Raw genomic sequence first — 22768 nt, forward strand, 5'->3', positions numbered from 1 at the left:
AGAAAACGCCGAAAAACACGTCAAATCCGTGAATTTTCGCCGTTTTCTGCGGGCCAGTTGTTAGGGAGGGCGAGGGGACTAGTTGCGGCGGAAGGCCAGGTCAAAGATGACCCGGCCAGCCTTGTGGGCCTTGTTCTCAAAACTGGTCAGTATGCGGCCGTCAAAGCGCGGAGCCCAACCGCCCACTGCGTCGGGGTCCTCACTTTGCTCGCAGTCGACTCCGCTGAGCCGAGCCTCGGTGAGGGGGCTCTCGGCTCCGGTGCGCTCGCCGTCGTGCATGTTGGTGAAGTCAGTAGATGCCTGGCCCACTTGCTGCATTTGCTCGGCGTAGGTGGACCAGTCGGTGGCTAGGCGCCAGATTCCGCCGGGGACCAGTACGCGGGCAACCAGAGGGGCGAAGGTGTCCTTCACCATGCGGCGCTTATTGTGCTTGGACTTGTGCCAGGGGTCCGGGAAAAACACCCAGACTTGGCTGACGGAACCGGGCGGGAGCATGGTGCTCAGGACCTCCGGCGCGTTGGCCTGCACCACGCGGACATTGGTCAGCTGCTTGGCCACGATCTTTTGGATGGTCTGCGCCAGGCCGGGCGTGTACACCTCGACGGCGAGGAAGTCCTTGTCGGGGTTTTCCATGGCGGCGTGGACCACGGCATCTCCCAGACCTGAACCAATCTCCACGACCAGGGGGGCCGTGCGGCCGAACTCCGCCTCGGCGTCGAAAACGTACTCGGGGTGAACCGAGGTGTCGGCAATGTGGCGGGGAACGTCCACTGCGAGGGTGTCGGAGTGATCGTCCCAGGCCTGCTGGCGCCGTCCCTGCAAACGCGTGCCGCGGCGCACAAAAGACACCGGCTGGGCGCGGTAGGTCCCCTCCGCAGCCTGGCTGCCCGGGGTGACGGGGCGCGCTGTTCCGTCCTGCGAACGCGGCGCACGCTGATCTGCGGGCGCAGTTGCGGGCGCGTCAGTCGCTGTTGCGGGGGATTCGGGGACGGAAGCTGGGGTTTCACTCATCCCTTTAAGGGTACCGGGCTTCTTCTGAAGGCTGGCCCTTACCGGTATTGGTGAGATTCCTGCATTCGAAGCAGCAGCTGATGCGGGTTGGCAGCGAGTTCTGTCATCGAAACTGCAGCTGATGCGGGTTCCGGGGCCCGCAACCCACATCTGCTGCTGTTTCGATTGCTGAGCAGCCCCGACACCTTCCAGATCACCGCCTACGCCAAAAAGATGGCAGACCACGCCCTTATAGCCGGCCTTGAGGGCGTGACCTGCCATGTCGCTGAACACGCGGGGTGGTTTTGGCCGCGACAACGGTGGATAACTGCAGCTGTGACCGCGAGTGCTGACCTTGGCCACAAAAGACCGCGTGTAACCATGCAGCTCGCAGTTGCGGTCAGCATTCGCCGCAGAAGGTGAGATGCGGCACTAAGGTGAGCGCCCGGCGTCGTGCCCCTGTTAGACTGGGAATACTTAATGTGCATCAAGCGCATTCTGCGTCGATGAACGCATGCAACTTGTCCCGCAAAGATTTGCACAGTAATTTTGCACTGTGCGGCCCGCGGTTGACACGCTCTGGCATTGAATCGGCGAACCCGGGCTCAAAACTGATCCTGGGACGTTGAACCGCCTTACGAAAGATTCTCTCTTTACATGACAACTTTTGCTGCCCTTGGTGCGCCCAAGGAAATCGTTGCTTCACTCGCCGCTCAGGGCATTGAAGAAGCATTCCCCATCCAGATCAAGACCTTGCCTGACACGCTGGCAGGTCGCGATGTTCTGGGTCGCGGCCGCACCGGCTCCGGCAAGACCATTGCCTTCGCTATCCCGCTCGTTGCCCGTCTGGCCGAGCGCGAAGCCCCTTACTTCCGCAAGCCCGGCCGCCCCATGGGCCTGGTGCTGGCACCCACCCGTGAGCTGGCCACCCAGCTGAACAACACTATCGAGCCGTTGGCCAAGGCCATGGGCTTGAACACCACAGTCATTTACGGCGGTGTCTCCCAGGCTCGCCAGGAAAAGGCACTGCGCGCCGGCGTCGACATCGTCATCGCCTGCCCGGGCCGCCTCGAAGACCTCATGAAGCAGCGCATCGTCTCACTGGAAAGTGTCGAGATCACTGTTTTGGATGAGGCCGACCACATGGCTGACCTCGGCTTCCTGCCCGTCGTCAAGCGCCTGCTGGACACCACGCCCACCCAGGGCCAGCGCATGCTGTTCTCCGCAACGTTGGACAACGGCGTGGACAAGATTGTTCAGCGTTACCTCTCCAACCAGCTCACCCACTCAGTGGATGAGCCGGTTGCTTCGGTTTCCACCATGGAGCACCATGTTCTGGTTGTTGGCGACCAGACCATCAAGAAGCAGGTCATTGTTGAACTGGCCTCCGGTGCCGGCCGTCGCATCCTGTTCATGCGGACCAAGCACCACGCCCGCAAGCTGGCCAAGACCCTGACCGACGCCGGTATCCCCGCCGTTGATCTGCACGGAAACCTGTCACAGAATGCCCGTGACAGGAACCTGGCCGAGTTCTCCACCGGTGACGTGCGCGTCCTGGTTGCCACCGACGTTGCCGCCCGCGGCGTGCACGTTGATGACATTGAACTGGTCATCCACGTTGACCCGCCCACAGAGCACAAGGCTTACCTGCACCGATCAGGGCGTACGGCTCGCGCCGGGTCCGACGGCGTTGTTGTCACCCTGACGCTCCCCGAGCAGCAGAGCGACGTCAAGAAGCTCATGAAGGCAGCCGGTGTTGACGTGAACTTTGAGCGCGTCAACGCCAGCTCACCGACCATTGCCAACCTGGTGGGCGATGTTGCTGACAAGATTGATCCCCGCACCCGCGCAGCCCTGCTTGCTTCCAAGCAGCCGGCACAGGGTGGTGGCACCTCAACCGGCGCCAACGCTCAGCGCAAGCGTGCCCGCACAGGCGCAGCCCCCACAGCCGGTGGCCGTGGCGGTCGTGGTGGACGCGGTCGCGTTTCCGCCGATTCCTCTGAGCGTCCGGCAGCTGCCGGGAACCGTTCCGAGCGTCGCGAAGGCCAGCCTGCTGGTGGTCGCTTTGCCGGTCAGGGCCGTCCGGCCCGTGCCGCCGGTGAAGGTCGTCCGGCACGTTCCGGCGAGGGCCGCCCGGCTCGCGACGGCGACGTGGCTCGCGGCAACCGCGCAGGCCAGGGTTCAGCAACGCGCAGCTCCTCGCACACCAACGACGCCCCGCGCAGCAACTCACGCGGTGCCGGCCAGGGTGGCGCAGTGTGGTCCTCCAACACTGGCGGCAACTCCGGCGGCAGCTTCAACTCCAACGGTGGCGGTGCACGCTCCGGCGGACCCCGCCGCGCGTCAGCGCCTGCGTCCAACCAGCGCCGCGCCCGCTAACTAGTCCCCACGCCCGCCCTAACCTAGCAAGCTCGGCCAGGGAACCCTCGGGCGCGTGGGCCCAAGCAACTGACCCGCAGTAATGGTCGAAAAATCGCGATTTCGCGGTGTTTTTCGACCACAACTGCGGGTCAGTTTTGGTTAATGGCATGATGTACGACGGCGGCACTCACCGGCGGCGCGCTGGTGCAGCAGCTCGGTAACGACTAGCGGCAACGGTGGCCGCAGCAATCGTGACAAGGGCGCCCAGAATCAGGGCGGCCGGCTCGCCAGGAGCCAGCAGATTCTGCTGAATGCCAATCGTGGCAGCGGCGACGGGCACGCCCAGCTGCGAAGCGGAGAGCACGCCCAGCGGCAGTGGTTGACCAAGGAAGCACGTCACGCAATGGACGGCTATGGCACCAAACCCCAGGGACAGCCCCAGCGCGATCATCGGGGGATGGGCGGCAAGTTCGCGTAGGTCCAAGGACGCGCCAAGCCAGAGAAAAAATAGTGGGCCCAAAAATCCCTCGGTGAGGGCAAATAATTGATGGGCCAGCCGGCGCGGCTCTCCCACGGCCGAAACCGCCAGCCCGAACGCAAATCCGGCAAGCATGATGGACACATGGCTCCACACCGCCAGGCCTGCCAAGGCAAACAGGACCACCAGCTGGAATCGCAGTTCAAAGGCAAACTTCCTGTTTTCAGAAACCTTGTGAATACGTCGCCAAGTGCCGTTTGCGTCCGCTCTGCGCAACAACAAAAACATGGCGCCGGTACTCGCCATAACTGCCAAGGAGCCCAGTGCCGCCCTGCCCGCTGTGGCCGGGTTGAGAACAAGCGGCAGGGCGATGATGGCCAGAGTATCGGCCATGGCCACTTGGGCTGTCATGGCAAGGACAGGAGGCCCTGATAATTTCAGGGAGCCAATCATGGGCAACGCCAGTGCTGCGGACGACGAAGCGAGCAACACGATGTAGAGCGGTGCGTGCCCGCCGCCAAAAATAGCAGCCAGGCCAATGCCCACCGCTGCGGCAGCCGCTGCCACCACCATGAGGCGCAGGGCGCCACTGCCCAGGGCGGCGCGAATTTGCTTGTTTCGGACCGGGACGTGCGTGCCCACCACGAACATGATGAGGGCAAACCCCATGTCCGCTAGGAACGTGAAGGTGGGTTCGGCCGGATCCACCAAACCCAGTCCGGAGCGGCCAATGAGGATCCCCGCGAGCAGCTCTCCGATCACCACCGGAATGCGCCACCGTGCCGGGAGCGCCAGCAGCGGGCCCAGCAGGGCGGCCACGCAAATGAGGGCCAGGATGGGGAAGGTCATGGACCAGGCCGGGGGTGGGTGGACAAACGAGGCTGTTCCATATGCCCATTGTGCATGGCAGCGCCAAATTGCCCAAGAGTTTTGGTGGGCCGACGGTGAAGATGACGGCGGCCTCAGTCCGAGGTGGTGGGTTCCGGGGGCGTCAGTCCTTCAAACTGTTCCAAGGCTTTCTTGAACGTAGGCAGATCCGCTCGGGACACGGTGGTAGTGCCGTAGGTGATGGAGATGGAGCGTGCCGGAAGCTCGGATTCTTGATATTCCTTGGCTGCTTTGCCGCTGGTATCTCTAGCCACATTGACCAAATTGACGGAGAGCCACTGGGAACCCGAATACGCTGTACCGGCCCACCAATACAGTTTGTCCAGATCAGCCGTGCCGTATTCTTCCACCAGCTCTTTTTGCCGTTCAGGGTCGTTCGCCAATGAGTCGCTGTCAGGGGTGAGCTTCACGGGGCCCAATCCAGAGGCAGTGGTGAACCCATTGATGACACTCATGATTTTCTTCCACTCGGCAGTGGATGGGGGAAGTGTGGTGCTTCTCCACTCAACGGAGTTGTACGTGTAAGTCATGGCCTGGCCGCCGTAGCCATTGCCCGTGGTGGGGAACCAGCCGGCTTCGCCACGGGCTTCCCATTCCATTCGATATTCAGCGGTGAGGGCTGTTTTGATTTCCTCGAACAGTTCCGCCGCGACGGCTTCGGTGTCCTCTTTGACGGGGGCATCCAGCAGTTCCGCGGGCAGGGAGTAAGCATGCACAGGATAGTCTTTCCAATTCACGGTGACTTCTTGGCCCGCCTCATTGGTGTACGTGGTGGTGGGTGGGGCGGCGCATGCGCCCAGTCCCAACAAAGCCGCCACCGCCACCGAACCCATCGTTGCGCGAATTGAAAATCTCACGGTTGAACCCTTTCCCCAGAACGGCCAGCCTAGGAGAGCCAAGGGGCGCGGAACATCAGACCAAGGGATGAAGTTGGGGAATTATGCAGGGGTGGGCAGTGCTACCCGACGGGATCGATGCTCAGTATGGCGAGGAACCCGCGGCCTGAAATTTCGGGTGCGTCCTCGGACCCCACCACTGTGTCGAACTTGCCCAGCGACTCGGCTGAGGTGACGGGCGCAGCGGAGGAGGCTCCGGCGTCGACAACTGAAACCGCAGCGGGGGAAACAGTGGCAGCACCTTGCAGCAGCACGGCAAACTGGTCGGCAAAGACGGGGTGCGGGCGCTTTTTGGACAGCTCGATGATGGCCGCATAGCCCTTGAAGGCGCTCCGGCGGGTGATCAAATTCAGGTCCTTCAGCGTGCCGGTGGGCAGGGCTGCGGACGTCTCGGAGTCGCCGGAAAAGCGGAACGGGCGGAACTTTTCCAGTGCCTGCTCGGCACCGTCAACCGTGAGAGCGATGAGTTCGCCGTCGATCACGGTGATGATCCGGTCCATCCCGGGCATGGGTGAAAACGGCCCGGCCTTGGCAACCTCGGCAATGCTGATGCGCCAATCGAAACCGCCGTCAGTGGCCGGAGCCGCAGCGAGTTGCCGGCTCACTCCGCCGCCGTTGGGCCAGGGCATGGTCTTGAGTGAGGCGTAACGAATAATTTCCACTACTTTTCGTCCTCATTCTTGACGCTGTACACGTGCAGGCGCTTGGGGTCTGAGGGGCGACGGCGGAGCTTGCGTTTGTAGTAAGACCAGCCTCCCGTGATGGCCAGGGAAACGGCAAAGGCCAGCACGATCTTGATGGGCAGCGAGAACCGGGCAAAGGTAAGCACCAGGATCATGGCTGTAAAGCTGGCGAAGTTGACAATGATGTCCAGCCAGTCGGACTTAATACGCATGGCACCAGCTTACGCGGCATTGCCCCGGCGGGTCCTCCAGGGGCGTCATCTGGGCAGGGCCTTTAGTGGTAGCTGCGCACAAAGGGCTGACTGGTGGGCACAATTTCCTTGCCCAACGGCATCAAGGAGATGGGGATCATCTTGATGTTGGCGATGGCCAGCGGGATGCCAATGATGGTCACGGCCATGGCAACTGCTGTGGTGATGTGGCTGATGACAATCCAGATCCCGGCCACCAGAATCCAAATGACATTGCCCAGGGTGCTGGCAATGCCCGTGCCGCCGGGCTTGTCCACCACAGTCCGGCCAAACGGCCACAGGGCGTAGCCGGCAATGCGGAAGGAAGCTATGCCCCACGGAATGGTGATGATGAGAATGCAGCACACAATTCCGGCCAGAAAGTAGCTAAGAGCCAGCCAAAAACCGCCGAAAACCAGCCAGATGATGTTCAAGAGTGTCTTCATCACCCCATTGTGCCCTGCTGGCACCCACAATGGCATCGGGGATGACCCTGAGCTTTCCCCAGCGGCCGGTGCTAGGCTAATTTCCACGATCTCTCAGCGATTTTCAACGGCAGGAAAACGAAGAAACCATGGACTTCGGCACAGTCTTTTTAATCCTCATGCTGGTCATCATCGCGATTGTGGTGGGTGTGGCCATCGTCATGGGGGTGCTGATCCGCCGCGGGGTGCTGGGCCTGGTGAAAATTTCCAAGCCCAAATACGAGTCGGCCAAACGCAATGCCCTCAAGGCCCGGGCCGAGACAAGCACCGGGCCTGTGGCCGAGATCCTCAAACAGCGAGTTGCCTTGGCGGAGTCCCTGGAAGCCACCCGGCGTTCCCTGGCCGTGGCCCAGAGCACCGGCCAGTACACCGGCAATCTTGAGCAGATCTTCAACACCCTCCAACAAACCGGCACCGTCATGGAGCACCAGCTGTTGGTGGCCCAGCAGGAGCCCGACCCCGCGGTGCAGGGCCTCTATTCCAAGACGCTTGGCGTCCAGGTGGAACAAATCACCCAGACGGCCAAGGGTGTTCGCAACGCCTTAGCCAGCGCCGCCGCGCCCACCGGCGACGTGGATCTGAAGGACCTCACCCGCACCCTGGAAATTGAAGCCACCATGCTCAAGAACTGGTCCGCCACCTACACGGATCTCGGCAAGGACTAGCCGTCCTCATGAGTTTTTTTGCCCGGCTTGCAGCTTTCTTCGGTCCCACGCGGGCCAAGAAGACGTACGACGCCGGTGCCTCCTCCACCAATCAACTCACCTTGGCGGACGCGCAGATTAAGCAGCAGGCTGCCGTGCAGAAGATGCGCCGCGGCGTGGCCGATGTGTCGGTGAGCCGGCAGCGACTGGACCTGCAGGCAAGCCACCTGCAAGGTGCCATGGATCAGCTGTCCGCCCAGGCCGAGGAATCTCAGGCCGCCGGGGATGGGGCAGCGGCGCAAACTGCCCTGGGCCGCCACCTCATCATGGGCGAGCAAATGGCCGACCTGCTCTCCCAACGCGACGCCCTGGCCGAGCAGGAGACCATGCTGATAGCTGCCTTGACCCAGCTGCAGGCTAGGGTGGCGGGTTTCAACGTCACTGCCGAGACGCTCAAAGCCGTGCACACGGCGGCCGATGCCCGCCACAAAATAGCCAGCTCGCTGGATGATCTGGACGGACCGGCACGCTAGCCCGCCGTATTTGAACGAACCCGGGTCAGGACTCGGTGACGTTGCCCGTCACCATGCCGAAGGCAAAGGCCTTCTTGGCGGCCTGCGAGGTGTCGCCGGCATTCAGGGTGAACGTGACGGTGGCACTGCCGGCGGCAACATCCTCTGCCGTCACCGTGTAGCTGGCCGTGAACCCGCGGGCCTGACCGGGGTCCAATGGCTCCGCCGCCAGCAGAACCTCAGCAGCCACAGCGGCGCCCTCAAGGAAAACAGCAACCACTGAAGGCACCGCGTCGCCATTGCGCACCCGGCCGCTGAACGCCAGCACGTCCCCCTCCTTGTATCCGGGGATCACCGGCCCGTAGTTCAGATCCTGCGATTCACGGTTGGACAGCACCTGGGGCGCGTCCGCGGAATAGCCCTGCCCCACTTCCTTCCACGCCGCCGGATCCCAATCCCCGTCGGTCTGTGTCAGCACAAAACTCTCGCCAACACTTTCCCACACAGCGGGGCGGCCCGGGGTAATGGACCGCAACGCCACGTCCAAAGCGAGCCCGCCGGCGTAGGTGGTGCCGCCGTCGTGCGTCAAATCAGCAGCAGGGGAGGCCAGCAAGTCCGCCGGGTCGAGCACCACATACACAATCTCCTGGTAGCCCTGGCGTTCATAGAGCACGCCAATCCGGCCATCGGGCAGGCGGGCTGCCGTGGAGTACTCGGAACTTCCCGCGCACAGTACGACGGCGTAGGGCCACGTTGCGCCGTTGTCTTGCGAGAGCTTCAAAACAGTGTTCCGGCGCAGCAGCGGGTCGTGGTTGTGGGTGGCAATGAGCCAGCTGTCAGTCTCTGGGGAAGCGAGCCCGTTGACGTTGGGGAGTCCGTCAAAGCGTGCTACGGAGCCGTTGTCGCTGGGGTCCGGCAGCTCGTGGTGGGGCTGCGCGGGGGAGTAGCTGTGGCCGCCGTCGGTGGAAACGGCCGTGAGTCGGTACGGGGTGGCGCGGGAGTGCATCAACAGGCTGCCGTCAGTGCGGGCCACCACCTTATTCTCATTGCCGCCGGCGATGAATTCGCCCAGGGTCCAGGTGTCTCCGTGGTCGTCGCTGTACGCGCTGGCGGAGGCAATCTCGCCGCGGGACAGCACCACAAATTGCTGGACCAGGCGTCCGGCGAAGGGGCCCGTGTGGATTTGGATGCCTGCGCCGGCTGCGGCAAACAAGCCTGTCATGCCCTCGCGTTTGAGCATGGCGGTGAGCCTGCGGTGTTGCCAGGTGACGCCGTCGTCGTCGGAAAAGCTGAGATCGGCGTGCTGGATGCTGTCTTGATCCTCCAGCCCTTCAATGGCCTCAAAGAAGCCGGCATGCGTGCCCGCCGCGTGGAACATGAAGATTCGTTGTGTCTGGGTGTCGATCAGCAGGCTGGGATCGCCATAGCCGTCCAATCCGGTGCCCGTGCGGACTGTTTGCTGCGGTTCCCAGGTGGCGCCATTGTCCAGGCTGCGGCGGATCAGCAGGTCGATCGGGTTGGGCAGATCATCCAAATTGGGGCGGCCGTCATAGGCGGCCAGCAGGGTGCCGCGCGGGGAGACAGCCAGGGCCGGGATGCGATACTGGCGGTGGCCGGCAATTCCGCGACGGGCAAGAACATGTTCCGATGAGGTAGGACGTAGCTTCACATGCCGAGTCTAGCCCGCTAGGCGATGGTGATGCCCAAATGCGTCGCCAGAATGGGTGCCAGCAGGCCCAGTTGATAGTCGTCCATGACCACCCCGGACATGGATCCGACGCCGTTGAGGGTGCGGAATTCCGTGCCGCGCAGATCAAGGTCCTTCAGCGTGGCCTGCTGCAGGTCAAGGGTGCCAATCCGGCAATTCTTCAGAGCCATTCGGGTCACGGTGGCCCCGCCCAGATCCAGTTCGCCGACGATGGCGTCGCTGATGAGCAGGTCCGTGATCTTGGCGGCGCGCAGGTTGAGGAAGTCGATTTTGCCGCCGTCAATGCGCACTGACTGCCAGCTGCTGTCGTAAAGCTCTGCCGATCCCCAGCGCGGGGCCGTGACTTCAGTGTCCCGCCAGCTGGTCCGCGCGCCATGCATCACGGGAGCAAAGCTGTCATTGATCACCGTGCCACGGAAGCGTACGCCGCGCAGTTCGGTGTTGTTCAGGGTTGGCCCGTTGAGCTGGCATTCCAGGAAGTCCGTGGAGGTCAGGTTGGCTTCGTCAAAGGACGGCTTGTCGAAGAGTTGGCCGTCATAGGTGTCGCCCGGGCCAAAGAACGCATCGTCGTTCTCCACCAGGTCATGCAGATGAAGCGGTGTCAGCCGGGGTTCGCGAGATTCTTTTTTCGGGGCCATGGCACCAGCTTAGCCAGCTGCGGCGGCACCGAAATTATGATACCGCTTACCCCTCAAAGGTGATGGACAGACTGGAAGAGTACGGGCCGTCGGCGGGCGTGGGTTCATTGGTGATGGGCACCGCACCGGCGGGCCACAACCGTGTTGCCCGGAAGGTGAAACCGTCCTGGTCCGCGGCCTCCCACTCAAGAATTACCGCCTGGCCGTTTTTCAGCGAAGCGTAGCCGGGCACGGCAATGTGGGAGAAATGAGCCCAGCAACCGCCGGGCGTGGGCTCTGAGTCAATGACTCCCCAGCCTTCTTCGTCGTGCCAAATCCGGACCGTCCCCAAGGTTTCCATGGCCCCAGAATAGGTGCCCCATGCCTGGCGGCGCTAGGGCAGCCGCGCCACCACCTTGAAGCGCTGAAGCACCAGCTCCGTGCCGTCATCCACCGTGAAACGGGGGTCTCCCATGGCGTCGCGCATGTCCTGTGAATGCCAAAATTCCTCGTGGCCGGCCCGCCACTGGGCCACGGTGCTGAAGCCCTCGCCCTCGTCGATGGCATGTTGCAGGTCCACGTCCGCGAGGCGGGCAAAGCGAACGTCGGTCATTTCAATGACAGCCACGGGCTTGCCTGCGGAGTCGATGACCACTTCCTGCGCTCCAACAAAGGGAAGCGCCTCCTGCTCAATCTCGTATTCAATGCAGGTGGCGGTGGTTGAGGTCTTGGAACCGTCAAGGACGGCGGCAACAAGTTGGTCCCGCAAGGGGCCGGGGAACGCGAATTCACACACGGGCAGGGAGCTGTAGCCGGTCATGGTGCCAGCCTACCGGCGTCGATGACCGTGTGGTCCAGTTGCGCCAACTCGGTGGACATGTTGATCCGGGCCTGAACCGCCCAGAGCTGCTGCCCCAGCTCCGTGCGGAACAGCGGCTCCAACGCCAATAGCTGACTCAGTACGGCTGCCCGTCCCAAGCTGAACTGGTCCTCGGGAATGTGCGCGTAGTCCTTGCGAACATCCGTCACATACTGCGCATAACGCAAGGGTGCCGAACCCAGAATGGCCAGATCGGCGTCGCACAGCAAGGCTCCCGCGTGATCATCCGCGGCAGGGGAGTGCTGCGCCGTCAGCCGCACCAAACGGGCCACTTCGGTGACGACGGCCGGTGGCGCCAGCCCCTTGAGGTGCTGCTGGGCCAGCTCGGCTGATTCCTCTTCGTCCGTGCCCGGCACCCCGTTGTAGACGGCGTCATGAAACCAGGCTGCCAGGGCCACAGCGGGCGGCGGTGCACTGTTTGTGAGCAGGTCCAGGGACTCCAAAACCGCCAAGAGGTGGCTGGCCGAATGGTAGTGCCGGTGGGGTTCGTTCCAGCGGCGCAGCAACTCAGCCCCCAGCTCCCGCTGCCCCGGAAGTAGCGCGTCCCAGCGCACTTCCAGAACTGACCCAGTCGACTTGACCCGATATTTAGCCTTGATGCGAAGCCCCGACGCCACCAGGGCGCGGGCCAGGTCCTTGCCAGAGACCGCCATGGCCCCCGCCGCCACCAGATCGTCGTAGCGGCGCGCTGGGACATCGTAATGGTCCAGGTCAAAGGCACGCTTGGCCACGTCATTGGCTGCGGCAAAGTCATGCAGTTCTGCCAAGGAGGCATCGGAGATGAGATGTGAGAACACTGTCCCGTGTGCCGGCCAATACGGCGGATCGATGAAGATCATGGCCCCAGTTCCTCGTCGGTGAAAAGTCCCTCAATGGTCGTATTGAACACCCTCGCGAGCCGGAATGCCAGCGGAAGGCTGGGATTGTATTTCCCGCGCTCCAAGGCGATGACTGTTTGTCTGGAAACGGACAGCATGGCAGCCAGGCTTTCCTGCGACAACGCTGCCGCCTTGCGCGACTCAGCTATGCGATTCTTCATCGACCGTCTCCGGCAAGCATGCGTTCTTTGTCTGTTGGTAGCGGATCCAAAAGGACAAGATGACAAGCACGGCGGCGCCCAACGTGATCATGGTGGCGAGGAGTGAATGTCCGAATGTGGCCACCATGGCAAGGGCCAGCACAAGGATCACGAGGGCATCAAGGTAAGCGGCGGATTGGGCCCGGACGGAGACTTACCGCTCGAAGCTGCCTTCGGCCTGCTCCAGTGTCCGTACCTGATGACGTTTCTTCAGGGCTTGAATTGTGAGTGGAGCCGCGATCACCACAGCGGCAGCCAGAATGCGGGCGGGCCAATCGTCTGGCGATTCCGCTGCATTGGCCCAGGCCAGCAACACCGCCAGCAGGGCCAGGCCCGCAATGAGCACGCTTGCTATCTGCTTCTTCAACTTTTGCCCCGTCAGTCACGCAGATATGTAAGGGAAACTTTACTTTTCGCGCGCCCGGTCTCTCGAGTGTGCAGATAATGCCCTCAAAATCGATTTTGAGGGCATTATCTGCACACTGACCGTGCGGTCAGGACCTGTGTGAGCGCACGCAGTGGCCCCGCGCCCCGCTACAGCTCCCGTTCCGCATAGACAGCCAGGGCGTCCCGCACAAACGTGGCCCCGGCCGTGCCGCCGTAGTTGGCCGCAAAGCGCTCATCGGCCACGTAGATTTCGCTGAGCCCGAGGATGTAGTCCTTGAGGTTGCCCCGGGGCGTAGAGCCGGAGGTGGACGCGGGCGTCCCCGGGATGGAACCCAGCCATTCGACGTGGCGCCGCGCCAGTTTCTGGGCGGCTGCCGAATCGGCGGCCATCCCGCTTGCGGCTGCGGCTGTCCAACCGCTATTCAGTGTGGCAAGCCGGTCCTTCCAGGTTTGCTGCGAGGCGGCATCCATTCCGCGCCACCATGAATCACTGCGTGCATAGGCATCCTTGCCCCAGCGTTGCTGCACTTCCTCCTTGTAGTGCGTGTGGTCAAAGCCGTCAAACATTTTCTCGGCCATGATTTCTTCTCCTTTTTCTTGGGCTGCAATGGTTTTTTCGACGGACGCAATCAGCCGCACCAGCCGCGCCTGTTCGGCCCGCAGCAAGTCGACGTGCGTGCGCAGGGCCGCCGCGGGCGAGGTTTCATGTTCCAGTACCGAGGCAATGGCGGGCAGGCCCAAGCCCAGTTCCCGCAGCAGCAAAATACGCTGCAACCGCACCAGGGCGGCCTGGTCGTAGTGCCTGTAGCCATTGCTGGCGATGCGGCTCGGGGGTAGTAGGCCAATGTCGCCATAGTGACGTAGAGTGCGGCTTGTAGTGCCGCTCTGTTGGGCCAGCTGTTGAATTGAAAGGTCCATGAACACCACGGTAAAGGTTGACGCATCGTCAATGTCAAGAATTTTTCGCGCACATCAAGAATTCCGGAATAACTTCTCGCGATCGTAAGTTGAGCGTAGTAGACTCAACTTTGTAGGAGCTGAGTCGCCACACATTGTTGACACACAACGAAAGGACCCCTCTTGGACGCCAAATTCACCACAAAGAGCCAGGAGGCTCTTTCCTCCGCTGCCATGAACGCTTCCACCGCCGGCAATCCCACCGTGGAGCCAGCGCACCTCCTCAAGGCCCTGATGGATCAGCGCCAAGGCGTTGCTGTCGCTTTACTGAGGGCTGCGGCAGTTGATCCGGACGCTGTCAGCGTCGCCGCCAGCGCCGCGATCCGCGAGCTGCCGTCGTCGTCGGGCACTTCCGTTGCCCAGGCCCAGCTCAGCCGCAACACCTTGATGGCCGTGCAAGCTGCCCAGCAGGCCGCCGAGGCCATGGGAGACAGCTACGTTTCCACCGAGCATCTCCTTCTGGGTCTCGCGAACGACGCCGGAGCAACAGGAAACGCCCTGCGCCAGGCAGGTGCCTCCCGGGCTGCGTTGGACGCCGCGCTGCCTTCTGTTAGGGGCGACGGCAAGGTCACCTCACCCGATCCGGAAAACACCTTCGAGGCGCTGGAAAAGTTCGGGGTGGACATGACAGCCATTGCCCGCTCGGGCAAGCTGGACCCCGTCATTGGCCGAGACTCCGAGATTCGCCGCGTCATGCAGGTCCTCAGCCGCCGCACCAAGAACAACCCCGTGCTCATCGGTGAGCCCGGCGTTGGCAAGACGGCCGTGGTGGAAGGTCTGGCCCAGCGCATGGTGGCTGGAGATGTGCCGGAGTCCCTGCGCGGGAAAACGCTCATCAGCCTGGACCTGGCCGCCATGGTGGCCGGGGCCAAATACCGCGGCGAGTTTGAAGAGCGGCTGAAGGCTGTGTTGGAGGAGATTAAGGCCTCCGACGGTCAGATCGTCACGTTCATCGACGAGATCCACACGGTGGTCGGCGCGGGCGCTTCCGAGGGCTCCATGGATGCGGGCAACATGCTCAAGCCCATGCTGGCGCGTGGCGAGCTGCGCTTGATTGGTGCCACCACGCTGGATGAATTCCGCGAGAACATCGAAAAGGATCCTGCGCTGGAGCGCCGTTTCCAGCAGGTGTTCGTGGGCGAGCCCAGCGTCGATGACACCATCGGCATCCTTCGTGGCTTGAAGGAACGCTACGAGGCGCACCACAAGGTGGCCATCGCCGACTCCGCCCTGGTTGCCGCCGCGACGCTGTCCAACCGCTACATCACCGGTCGTCAGCTGCCCGACAAGGCGATCGACCTGATGGATGAGGCGGCGTCCAGGCTGCGCATGGAGATCGATTCCGCACCGGAAGAAATCGACCAGCTCCGCCGCGCCGTCGACCGTTTGACCATGGAGGAACTGGCTCTCAGTGGAGAAACGGACGCCGCATCGGTGGAACGGTTGGCGGCATTGCGCGCCGACATGGCTGACAAGAAGGAGGAGCTGGCCGGGCTCAACGCCCGCTGGGAAGCAGAGAAGGCGGGCCTGAACCGGGTTGGTGACTTGAAGGCCAAGCTGGATGAGCTGCGTTCCATTGCGGACAAGGCCCAGCGCGACGGCGACCTGGAGCAAGCCTCCCGGGTGTTGTACGGGGAAATTCCGGCGTTGCAGCGTGACTTGGAGGCCGCAGCCGCGGAAGAAGAGTCCATTGAAAAGGCTGACCTGATGGTCGCGGAGGAAGTCACGGCCGACGACATCGCCGAGGTCATCTCTGCCTGGACGGGAATTCCTGCCGGGCGTATGTTGCAAGGTGAGAGCCAGAAGCTGCTGCAGATGGAGCAGGTCCTGGGTTCGCGCTTGATTGGCCAGTCCAAGGCTGTGACGGCTGTCTCCGACGCGGTCCGCCGTGCCCGGGCCGGCATCAGCGATCCGGACCGGCCCACGGGATCCTTCCTGTTCCTGGGCCCCACAGGTGTGGGAAAGACGGAGCTGGCCAAGGCTCTTGCCGACTTCCTCTTCGACGACGAACGCGCCATGATCCGCATCGACATGAGCGAGTACTCCGAGAAGCATTCGGTGTCCCGCCTGGTGGGTGCGCCTCCGGGCTACGTTGGGTACGACGAGGGCGGCCAGCTGACTGAGGCCGTGCGCCGTCGCCCGTACTCGGTGGTGCTGCTTGACGAGGTGGAGAAGGCGCACCCGGAAGTCTTTGACATCCTCTTGCAGGTGTTCGACGACGGCCGGCTCACCGACGGGCAGGGCCGCACAGTGGACTTCCGCAATGTGATCATTGTGCTGACATCCAACCTGGGCTCGCAGTTCCTGGTGGATCAGAACCTGTCCGATGAGCAAAAGCGCAAGGCTGTCATGGGCGTGGTGGAGTCATCGTTCAAGCCTGAGTTCTTGAACAGGCTCGATGAGATTGTCATGTTCGACGCCCTTAGTGTGGAAGAGCTATCCCACATTGTGGACCTGCAGGTGCAGGCGCTGTCCACGCGGCTGCATTCACGCCGCCTGACGCTGGAGGTCACCGACGCCGCCAAGGCGTGGCTGGCCTTGACGGGTTACGACCCCGCCTACGGCGCCCGGCCGTTGCGCCGGCTGGTGCAGCGCGAGATTGGCGACCGCCTGGCCAAGGAGATCCTGGCTGGCACCGTGGCCGACGGCGACACGGTTCTGGTGGACACCGCGGCCGACTTTGATGAGTTGGACATGGAATCGCCCAGCAGCTCCGGCTTGAGCGTGAGCCGGGTTCCGGCAGACTCGCCCGCCGACGCCCGCCGCTAGGGCAAACAGAAGGGCTGTGGGATTCGGAAGTGTATTTCCGAATCCCACAGCCCTTCAGCTTTTTAAGACGTTGCTACTTGGTCAACGAGGACAACAAGTTGTTGCCGCTGGTGTCCTGGATGAGGCAGTCCACGCGACGATCACCGGAGTCGTCCCAGGTCGACTGGGACGGGTAGGCAGTGAGCTGTTTCAAGTCCTTCATGCTCTCCGCCTCGGTGGTCAGCTGCACGTCCTTGCAAATCTCGGCAGCCTTGGCCTTCAGAGCGTCACCGCCGGGGAACGTCTCGTCGTCACCGTAGTAGAACGTACCCACGAGCTGCGCCGAGTGCGGGCTGTTGCACAGCACAACATCAGCCGCTGCGGAAACGCCCTTGAAGTCGCGCAGGCAGTCACCCTGAATCCAGTCCAGCGGTGATGCTTGCGGCACCACCACATCTAAGCCCGGATCCACGTCCTCACTGCTGGGGTCGTCACTCGGGGATTCCTGCGACTGCGTGGTCGGTGCCGGGGCGGGTCCGGCATTGTTCAAGCTGGAGGTGATGAATCCGATGAGCAGTGTCACCAGAACACCCAGCAGCACAACGGCGAGGACCACGATGGCCAAAATGATGAAGAGCTTCTTCTTGCCGTTTCCGCCGCCACTGCCGCCGGGACCCTGAAGACCCTGGGGGCCGCCGGGGAAACCGGGGCCCTGGGGACCTTGGGGGCCGCCGGGGAAACCGGGGCCCTGGGGTCCGCCGGGTACTGGGGGCATGCCGGGTGCGCCGTACGGGGGTTGTCCGCCCGGGGTTGCCGGCTGGCCAAAGGGTGTTGGTGCACCGTAGGGAGGCTGTGCCTGGCCGTAGGGCGGCTGGGCGCCGGACTGGGCGGGCTGCTGACCATACGGGGGCTGTGCCTGGCCGTAGGGCGGCTGGGCGCCCGCGGCGGAACCTTGCGGAGCGGAAGGCGTGGCCGAGCCAAACTGGGAGGCAACTCCTGGCTGCTGACTGGACTGGTAGGGCTGCTGCGCTGCCTGGGCAGGCTGGCCGTACGGCGCAGCGGGTGCAGTGGCCGCAGGCGCTGGCGGGACAGGCGGAACTGCGGGGATGGCTTGGGTGAATTCCGGCTGTCCGGCCGATGCGGCCGCATCCGTGCCTCCGACAGCAGCAGCTGCGCTTGCGGCATCGGCCTCACCACGGGCAATCTGTGCCGGGGACTGCCAGGCACCGGCCTTAGGCTGCCAAGGCGTGGCAGATTGCTGCCACTGCGTTTCCGGGCGGTGCCAGCCGTGCCCATCGTCCACGCTGTGGCCAAGAGTCGTCGCCGCTGCGGCGTCCTGGGCAGGGTCCGTGTGGGGTGCGCCAGCTCCGGCGTCGAACTGCCCCGGGGCAGCCTCCGGAGCGGGCGGCAGGTCAGCTTCAGGTACAGCCGGGGCCGCAACGGGCTCCGTGGCTGCAGGCTGTTCGGGTGCGGCTTCCTGCGCGGGCTGTGTCCATGGGTTGGTGGCTACCGGCGGCTGGGAAAAATCGGTGCGCAAAACAGTGGTGGCGGAGTCCCAGTCGGGCTCACTGGCTGCCGGGGTGCCGGGGAGGTCCTCGCCAAGACCGGAGGAGACACCCCGGGCTGCCAGCTCGGCCTCGTGTTCCACTGCGGCGGCCTCGGCTTCAGCGGTTTCAAGGTCAACGCTTTCAGCGACGTCCTCGCTGATCGCGGCGTCGCCCAGCGTGGGCTCGGCAAACTTGTAGTCAGTGCCGGAAAGCCTCGCTTCGGCACTGCCTGTCTCAGGCTCGCCGGACGTGGGGGTGGGGAATTCTTCAGCGCCCTGACCGTTGGCGTCGCTGCTTTCGTTCATGGGTACTAAACCTTCCGTGCTGCGTTAAGGATCTGACGCGAAATCGATGGACTGAAGTTGGTGGCTGACACAGTGTTTCGTCTTCGTGCTGGCCGCAAAAGAGCCGTCATTGCGGAACAAATTCTCCGCCTACAGCTGACTCTATCGAATATTGGGTGGCCGCAGCGTCAAATTTGATGTTTGGCTATGGGCAGAACAGCCCATGCCTGCCGCGATTGCTCCAGAACTCATGTAATCTATGAGTACGACAAATTGACCGAATATTCCGGAGCCTCGCTCTTAGCCCGAGCGACCACCTCCGGTCCAAGTGTAAAAAGGGGGTCACGCCATGGGGCGCGGCCGTCAAAAGGCGAAGGCAACCAAGCAGGCTCGGGACATTAAGTATTACTCCCCGAACACTGATTATTCAGCTCTGCAGAAAGAGCTCGGTGGAACAACTCGGCGAGCCCCGAGCCAGCAAATCGAGGTTCCTGCAGAACCGGATTATTCGGCATATGAAGATAAATATGCAGATCAGTTTGAGGACGACGACGACGTGGACTCCCGCCGCATTGGCTAGGACCGTTTAGACACCAAACGCAACAAACCCTGCATGACGCACAGCCAAAAATGCTGAAGCGTCGTGTGGGGATTTTGTTGCGCTAAAACCAGTTTTGGAAATGCCGCCGCTCCCGCAAAATGCCGCAGGTTTACCTGTGGCAAAAAGCGGGAGCGGCGGCATTTTTCGTGAGTGAAGTTAAAGCACGACGGCGGCCCGCGCCACTTGGTGGGGACCGCCGTCGAACTTAGTAACTAGGAAGCGTAGTTGCCCACCAGGCGGACAGCGCCGCCGTCAACGCCCTTGGCGCCCTGGGTGTAATCGGAACCGGTCTTATCTGAATCCGATGCCTCGGCTGTGACAGTACCCATGACCCAGGACGGCAGTCCGCGGGAGTTCAGACGGGCCACGGCGTCGTCGGCGGCGTCAGCGGAAACCACTGCCACCATGCCCACGCCAAGGTTCAGGGTGCGCTCCAGGTCGGCCAGCGGCACGTTGCCCAGCTGGGAGACCAGGTTGAAGATGGCCGGCAGGCTCCACGTTGAACGGTCCACCGTGGCGATGAGGCCCTGGGGGAGTACGCGTGCCAAGTTGGCGGCCAGACCGCCGCCGGTGATGTGGCTGAAACCGTGAACTGCCTTTTCCTGGGTGACAGGAAGGTAGCGGGTCAGATCCAGGCAGTCGGCGGCGTAGACGCGGGTGGGCTCAAGGAGCTCCTCGCCCAAGGTGCGGCCAAGCTCGGAAACCTGACGGTCCAGGGCCCAGCCAGCGTGGTTGATGACGCGGCGCACCAGGGAGTAACCGTTGGAGTGCAGGCCGGAGGATGCCATGCCGATGATGACGTCACCGGCGCGGACCCGTTCCGGACCCAGCAGCAAGTCAGCCTCGACGACGCCCGTGCAAGCACCTGCGACGTCGTACTCATCAGGAGCCAACAGGCCCGGGTGCTCGGCCGTTTCGCCACCCACCAGGGCGGTGCCGGCAACCTTGCACGCAGCTGCAATGCCGCGGACAATGTCAGCCACACGCTGGGGGACAACCTTGCCGGTGGCAATGTAGTCGGTCATGAACAGCGGCTCGGCGCCAACCACCACAATGTCATCCACAACCATGCCCACCAGGTCGAAACCAATGGTGTCGTGGATGTCCATGGCCTGGGCGATGGCAACCTTGGTGCCCACGCCGTCGGTGGAGGTGGCCAGGTACGGCTTCTTGTACGTCAGGAGCTTGGAGACGTCGTACAGGCCGGCAAATCCGCCGAAACCGCCAACAACGTTGGGGCCGTGGGTGGCCTTGACAGCTTCCTTCATCAATTCAACGGCGAGGTCGCCTGCTTCGGTGTCAACACCGGCGCTGGCGTAGGTGATTCCCGTTGCTGGCAAATCATTGGAGGCGTTGGTCATGGCGTCTCTTTCTTGGAATGCTTTAAGAACCGTCAGCTGCTGTGCGGTCCTGGTCGGTCAGGAGGTTTTCCATTTCCGAGTCAGGTCCCGGATCGCAACCGGTGGAGGTGGTGGAGTTGCCAGCATTGGTGCGTTCGAGCAGGTTTTTGCCCAAACGGTCGCTGCTGGGAAGTTCAATGGGGTAGGTGCCGGTGAAGCAGGCCGTGCAGAGACGCTCGCGCGGCTGCAGGGTGGCTTCGATCATGCCGTCTTCGGAGATGTAGGCCAGCGAATCGGCGCCAATGGACTTGCCGATCTCGTCAATGGCTGCACCGTTGGCAATCAATTCCGCACGTGAGGCAAAGTCGATGCCGTAGAAGCACGGCCAGCGCACGGGCGGGGAGGAGATCTTCACATGAATTTCGGCGGCGCCGGCTTCCTTGAGCATGCGGACCACTGCGCGCTGGGTGTTGCCGCGGACAATGGAGTCATCCACAACCACAATGCGCTTGCCGCGGATTACTGATTCCAGGGCGCTGAGCTTGAGCTTGATGCCGAGCTTGCGCAGGGTGTCGCTGGGCTGGATGAAGGTACGGCCCACATAGGCGTTCTTGACGAACCCGTGTGCAAAGGGAATGCCTGACTGCTCGGCGTAGCCAATGGCGGCAGGGGTGCCGGATTCCGGCACCGGGATGACCAGGTCAGCCTCGGCATGGTTTTCGCGGGCCAGCTGGCGGCCCATTTCCACGCGGGACTCGTACACGGAACGGCCGGCAATGGTGGCATCCGGGCGGGCCAAGTAGACGTATTCAAAGACGCAGCCGGCCGGGGTGGCGGGTGCGAAGCGCTGGGTGCGCACGCCGTCCTCGTCGATGGCGATGAATTCGCCGGGCTCGATTTCACGGATGAGTGTGGCGCCAATGGTGTTAAGGGCGGCACCCTCGGAGGCGACCACCCAGCCGCTGTCCAGGCGGCCAAGGACCAGCGGGCGGACGCCGTGCGGGTCGCGAGCTGCGTACAGGGTGTGCTCGTCCATGAAGACGAAGCTGAATGCGCCGTGGATCTTGGGCAGCAGTTCCATGGCTGTTTCTTCCAGGGAACGGCCTTCTTCACCGCGCAGCAAGGTGGTGACCAAGGCTGTGTCGGTGGTGTTGCCCTGTGCCATTTCACCTGAGGTGGGGACGCCGTACTTGGCAATGACCATCTCATGCAGTTCAGCAGAGTTGGTCAGGTTGCCGTTGTGTGCCAGGGCCACAGTGCCGCTGTCGGTTGCACCGAGGGTGGGCTGGGCGTTGGCCCAGTTGGCTGCGCCCGTGGTGGAGTACCGGCAATGGCCCACAGCCATGTGCCCCGTCAGGGTGTTCAGTGTGGGTTCGTCAAAGACCTGGGATACGAGTCCCATGTCCTTGTATACACTGATTCGCTTGCCATCGCTTGTTGCGATGCCAGCCGATTCCTGACCACGGTGCTGTAGTGAATACAGGCCGTAATAGGTTAGTTTTGCAACCTCTTCACCGGGTGCCCAGATGCCCAGAACGCCACAAGCGTCCTGAGGTCCCTTTTCGCCGGGTAAAAGATCATGGGATAGTTTTCCGTCTCCGCGTGCCACCTGAAAATTGTCTCATGTAATGACGCGCACCACGACCTACTGTGACGTGCGTTATGTTGCTGCCGGTGGCGGGTTGTGGCTAGGCGGTTTCGCCGTCGGCGTTGCTGTCATCATCCGGCAGGGACGTCACCAACAGCGTTTTGCTGCGGCGGGTGCTGGCGCGGTCCAGCACCAGTGCCACAATGGCGCCAAGTCCCGCGCCGGGCAGAACCATCAGCACGGCAAAGAAGCCAAAAATGCTTGATGTTTCAAATTGTTCGTTGGGCGGGGTGACGGAGGCGAAAATGGCTGCCGTCACAATGCCGGCCAGGGCGCCGGCGATCATGAACGGGACGTACTTCGGGGCGCGGCGCACAGTCAGTTTGCGGGGCTCTCCGGAAGCGGATTCAGGCTGGGAAGTCATGCCTCTAGCGTACCTGCCCAAGCTGGCAACAAGGCTGGGACGCTTTTTAGCGCCGCTGAAGGGGTAGCTCGGCGGACAGGTCAGCGCGCAGCCCGGATGCTGCCACCTGGCCGTGTTCGACGGCGTCAGCCCAGGCGGTCTGGCCGGTCACCAGCGCTAGCCAGGTGCCGGCGTCGCACTCCACAACATTTGGCGGCGTGCCACGAGTGTGCCGTGGACCGGGAATGCACTGGGTCACGCCGAAGGGTGGCACCCGCACCTCCACGGAATTGCCGGGCGCCCGTGCAGCCAATTCCTCCAGCGAGTAGCGGACGGCGGTGGCCGTGACAGCCCGGGCGGTGTCCCCGTTTTGCCACGCGACCAGAGCCGCCTGGCCATCGGCAATATCTATACGACGCCGGGCACTCATGTCCTGCTCCTTGCTCGTGGTTGTGCGGGTTGT

Annotated in this window: 24 protein-coding genes; 5 read left to right on the forward strand and 19 right to left on the reverse strand. The window is 62.9% G+C overall.

Features of this window, described 5'->3' with window-relative positions:
• Nucleotides 1-78: 78 nt before the first annotated feature.
• A complete protein-coding gene (gene trmB / locus CVS27_RS00440; RefSeq protein WP_103463778.1) occupies nt 79-1011 on the reverse strand; it encodes a tRNA (guanosine(46)-N7)-methyltransferase TrmB in 933 nt (310 codons plus the stop codon).
• Nucleotides 1012-1647: 636 nt separating this feature from the next.
• On the opposite strand from trmB, the gene CVS27_RS00445 reads away from it, so the two are divergent.
• Nucleotides 1648-3369 (forward strand): DEAD/DEAH box helicase, encoded by a 1722-nt coding sequence (locus CVS27_RS00445; protein ID WP_103463779.1) that lies wholly within the window; start codon nt 1648-1650, stop codon nt 3367-3369.
• Between the two features lie 169 nt (nt 3370-3538).
• Here the strand turns inward: CVS27_RS00445 and CVS27_RS00450 are convergent, their stop codons facing one another.
• The 5 genes from CVS27_RS00450 to CVS27_RS00470 all read right to left on the reverse strand — a co-directional run bounded on the left by CVS27_RS00450 (nt 3539) and on the right by CVS27_RS00470 (nt 6972).
• The gene (locus tag CVS27_RS00450) at nt 3539-4678 is read right to left on the reverse strand and encodes a cation:proton antiporter (RefSeq protein ID WP_103463780.1); all 1140 of its coding nucleotides are present in this window, start codon (nt 4676-4678) and stop codon (nt 3539-3541) included.
• Between the two features lie 113 nt (nt 4679-4791).
• Nucleotides 4792-5574: a hypothetical protein gene (locus tag CVS27_RS00455; protein WP_133162841.1), complete on the reverse strand. Its 783-nt coding sequence runs from the start codon at nt 5572-5574 to the stop codon at nt 4792-4794.
• A gap of 101 nt (nt 5575-5675) precedes the next feature.
• On the reverse strand, nt 5676-6275 hold the full coding sequence (locus CVS27_RS00460; protein ID WP_103463782.1) for a HutD/Ves family protein: 600 nt from the start codon (nt 6273-6275) through the stop codon (nt 5676-5678).
• Nucleotides 6275-6508: a hypothetical protein gene (locus tag CVS27_RS00465; protein ID WP_103463783.1), complete on the reverse strand. Its 234-nt coding sequence runs from the start codon at nt 6506-6508 to the stop codon at nt 6275-6277. The genes CVS27_RS00460 and CVS27_RS00465 overlap by 1 nt, the downstream gene beginning before the upstream one ends.
• Nucleotides 6509-6570: 62 nt before the next feature.
• Nucleotides 6571-6972, reverse strand: a complete 402-nt coding sequence (locus tag CVS27_RS00470) for a YccF domain-containing protein (RefSeq protein ID WP_103463784.1) — start codon at nt 6970-6972, stop codon at nt 6571-6573.
• Nucleotides 6973-7100: 128 nt separating this feature from the next.
• Here CVS27_RS00470 and CVS27_RS00475 point away from each other — a divergent pair, with 128 nt between their 5' ends.
• Complete coding sequence (locus CVS27_RS00475; protein ID WP_103463785.1) at nt 7101-7676, forward strand: hypothetical protein; 576 nt, start codon at nt 7101-7103, stop codon at nt 7674-7676.
• Between the two features lie 8 nt (nt 7677-7684).
• The gene (locus tag CVS27_RS00480; protein WP_103463786.1) at nt 7685-8188 is read left to right on the forward strand and encodes a PspA/IM30 family protein; all 504 of its coding nucleotides are present in this window, start codon (nt 7685-7687) and stop codon (nt 8186-8188) included.
• Between the two features lie 25 nt (nt 8189-8213).
• Here the strand turns inward: CVS27_RS00480 and CVS27_RS00485 are convergent, their stop codons facing one another.
• The 8 genes from CVS27_RS00485 to CVS27_RS00520 all read right to left on the reverse strand — a co-directional run bounded on the left by CVS27_RS00485 (nt 8214) and on the right by CVS27_RS00520 (nt 13755).
• Nucleotides 8214-9836 carry a sialidase family protein gene (locus CVS27_RS00485; protein WP_103463787.1) on the reverse strand — a complete coding sequence of 541 codons (1623 nt, stop codon included), beginning with the start codon at nt 9834-9836 and terminating at the stop codon, nt 8214-8216.
• Nucleotides 9837-9853: 17 nt separating this feature from the next.
• Nucleotides 9854-10513 (reverse strand): pentapeptide repeat-containing protein, encoded by a 660-nt coding sequence (locus CVS27_RS00490; RefSeq protein WP_103463788.1) that lies wholly within the window; start codon nt 10511-10513, stop codon nt 9854-9856.
• Between the two features lie 46 nt (nt 10514-10559).
• Nucleotides 10560-10853, reverse strand: coding sequence for a S1 domain-containing protein (locus CVS27_RS00495; RefSeq protein WP_103463789.1), 294 nt, complete (start codon nt 10851-10853; stop codon nt 10560-10562).
• A 33-nt stretch (nt 10854-10886) separates the two neighbouring features.
• Complete coding sequence (locus tag CVS27_RS00500) at nt 10887-11312, reverse strand: ASCH domain-containing protein (RefSeq protein WP_103463790.1); 426 nt, start codon at nt 11310-11312, stop codon at nt 10887-10889.
• Nucleotides 11309-12211 carry a DUF4031 domain-containing protein gene (locus CVS27_RS00505; RefSeq protein WP_103463791.1) on the reverse strand — a complete coding sequence of 301 codons (903 nt, stop codon included), beginning with the start codon at nt 12209-12211 and terminating at the stop codon, nt 11309-11311. Before CVS27_RS00505 ends, CVS27_RS00500 begins: the two co-directional genes overlap by 4 nt.
• Entirely contained in the window at nt 12208-12411 is a 204-nt protein-coding gene (locus CVS27_RS00510) for a helix-turn-helix transcriptional regulator (RefSeq protein WP_103463792.1), read from the reverse strand. The genes CVS27_RS00505 and CVS27_RS00510 overlap by 4 nt, the downstream gene beginning before the upstream one ends.
• Before the next feature lie 193 nt (nt 12412-12604).
• Nucleotides 12605-12817 (reverse strand): hypothetical protein, encoded by a 213-nt coding sequence (locus CVS27_RS00515; RefSeq protein ID WP_103463793.1) that lies wholly within the window; start codon nt 12815-12817, stop codon nt 12605-12607.
• 167 nt (nt 12818-12984) lie between these two features.
• Complete coding sequence (locus CVS27_RS00520) at nt 12985-13755, reverse strand: MerR family transcriptional regulator (RefSeq protein ID WP_103464097.1); 771 nt, start codon at nt 13753-13755, stop codon at nt 12985-12987.
• A gap of 162 nt (nt 13756-13917) precedes the next feature.
• Between CVS27_RS00520 and clpB the strand changes: the two genes are divergently transcribed.
• Nucleotides 13918-16563: an ATP-dependent chaperone ClpB gene (gene clpB, locus CVS27_RS00525; protein WP_103463794.1), complete on the forward strand. Its 2646-nt coding sequence runs from the start codon at nt 13918-13920 to the stop codon at nt 16561-16563.
• 73 nt (nt 16564-16636) lie between these two features.
• Here the strand turns inward: clpB and CVS27_RS00530 are convergent, their stop codons facing one another.
• The gene (locus CVS27_RS00530; protein WP_103463795.1) at nt 16637-18394 is read right to left on the reverse strand and encodes a hypothetical protein; all 1758 of its coding nucleotides are present in this window, start codon (nt 18392-18394) and stop codon (nt 16637-16639) included.
• Nucleotides 18395-18722: 328 nt separating this feature from the next.
• Here CVS27_RS00530 and CVS27_RS00535 point away from each other — a divergent pair, with 328 nt between their 5' ends.
• Nucleotides 18723-18953, forward strand: a complete 231-nt coding sequence (locus CVS27_RS00535) for a DUF3073 domain-containing protein (protein ID WP_103463796.1) — start codon at nt 18723-18725, stop codon at nt 18951-18953.
• A 233-nt stretch (nt 18954-19186) separates the two neighbouring features.
• On the opposite strand, the gene purM is transcribed toward CVS27_RS00535, so the two are convergent.
• The 4 genes from purM to CVS27_RS00555 form a co-directional block, all read right to left on the reverse strand.
• Nucleotides 19187-20335: a phosphoribosylformylglycinamidine cyclo-ligase gene (gene purM / locus CVS27_RS00540; RefSeq protein ID WP_103463797.1), complete on the reverse strand. Its 1149-nt coding sequence runs from the start codon at nt 20333-20335 to the stop codon at nt 19187-19189.
• Nucleotides 20336-20357: 22 nt separating this feature from the next.
• Complete coding sequence (purF, locus tag CVS27_RS00545) at nt 20358-21923, reverse strand: amidophosphoribosyltransferase (protein ID WP_103463798.1); 1566 nt, start codon at nt 21921-21923, stop codon at nt 20358-20360.
• Between the two features lie 79 nt (nt 21924-22002).
• Nucleotides 22003-22326, reverse strand: coding sequence for a hypothetical protein (locus CVS27_RS00550; protein ID WP_207767417.1), 324 nt, complete (start codon nt 22324-22326; stop codon nt 22003-22005).
• Between the two features lie 46 nt (nt 22327-22372).
• Nucleotides 22373-22735 carry a sterol carrier family protein gene (locus tag CVS27_RS00555; protein ID WP_103463799.1) on the reverse strand — a complete coding sequence of 121 codons (363 nt, stop codon included), beginning with the start codon at nt 22733-22735 and terminating at the stop codon, nt 22373-22375.
• Nucleotides 22736-22768 lie beyond the last annotated feature (33 nt).

The sequence above is a fragment of the Arthrobacter glacialis genome (genome assembly GCF_002909445.1).
GTDB classification, from domain to species: domain Bacteria; phylum Actinomycetota; class Actinomycetes; order Actinomycetales; family Micrococcaceae; genus Specibacter; species Specibacter glacialis.

Excerpts from the sequence above, each read along its gene's own strand:
- trmB (WP_103463778.1), bottom strand. The coding sequence starts at position 1,011 with ATGAGTGAAACCCCAGCTTCCGTCCCCGAATCCCCCGCAACAGCGACT.
- CVS27_RS00445 (WP_103463779.1), top strand. The coding sequence starts at position 1,648 with ATGACAACTTTTGCTGCCCTTGGTGCGCCCAAGGAAATCGTTGCTTCA.
- CVS27_RS00450 (WP_103463780.1), bottom strand. The coding sequence starts at position 4,678 with ATGACCTTCCCCATCCTGGCCCTCATTTGCGTGGCCGCCCTGCTGGGC.
- CVS27_RS00465 (WP_103463783.1), bottom strand. The coding sequence starts at position 6,508 with ATGCGTATTAAGTCCGACTGGCTGGACATCATTGTCAACTTCGCCAGC.
- CVS27_RS00470 (WP_103463784.1), bottom strand. The coding sequence starts at position 6,972 with ATGAAGACACTCTTGAACATCATCTGGCTGGTTTTCGGCGGTTTTTGG.
- CVS27_RS00475 (WP_103463785.1), top strand. The coding sequence starts at position 7,101 with ATGGACTTCGGCACAGTCTTTTTAATCCTCATGCTGGTCATCATCGCG.
- CVS27_RS00480 (WP_103463786.1), top strand. The coding sequence starts at position 7,685 with ATGAGTTTTTTTGCCCGGCTTGCAGCTTTCTTCGGTCCCACGCGGGCC.
- CVS27_RS00490 (WP_103463788.1), bottom strand. The coding sequence starts at position 10,513 with ATGGCCCCGAAAAAAGAATCTCGCGAACCCCGGCTGACACCGCTTCAT.
- CVS27_RS00495 (WP_103463789.1), bottom strand. The coding sequence starts at position 10,853 with ATGGAAACCTTGGGGACGGTCCGGATTTGGCACGACGAAGAAGGCTGG.
- CVS27_RS00500 (WP_103463790.1), bottom strand. The coding sequence starts at position 11,312 with ATGACCGGCTACAGCTCCCTGCCCGTGTGTGAATTCGCGTTCCCCGGC.
- CVS27_RS00505 (WP_103463791.1), bottom strand. The coding sequence starts at position 12,211 with ATGATCTTCATCGATCCGCCGTATTGGCCGGCACACGGGACAGTGTTC.
- CVS27_RS00510 (WP_103463792.1), bottom strand. The coding sequence starts at position 12,411 with ATGAAGAATCGCATAGCTGAGTCGCGCAAGGCGGCAGCGTTGTCGCAG.
- CVS27_RS00520 (WP_103464097.1), bottom strand. The coding sequence starts at position 13,755 with ATGGACCTTTCAATTCAACAGCTGGCCCAACAGAGCGGCACTACAAGC.
- CVS27_RS00530 (WP_103463795.1), bottom strand. The coding sequence starts at position 18,394 with ATGAACGAAAGCAGCGACGCCAACGGTCAGGGCGCTGAAGAATTCCCC.
- CVS27_RS00535 (WP_103463796.1), top strand. The coding sequence starts at position 18,723 with ATGGGGCGCGGCCGTCAAAAGGCGAAGGCAACCAAGCAGGCTCGGGAC.
- purM (WP_103463797.1), bottom strand. The coding sequence starts at position 20,335 with ATGACCAACGCCTCCAATGATTTGCCAGCAACGGGAATCACCTACGCC.
- CVS27_RS00550 (WP_207767417.1), bottom strand. The coding sequence starts at position 22,326 with ATGACTTCCCAGCCTGAATCCGCTTCCGGAGAGCCCCGCAAACTGACT.
- CVS27_RS00555 (WP_103463799.1), bottom strand. The coding sequence starts at position 22,735 with ATGAGTGCCCGGCGTCGTATAGATATTGCCGATGGCCAGGCGGCTCTG.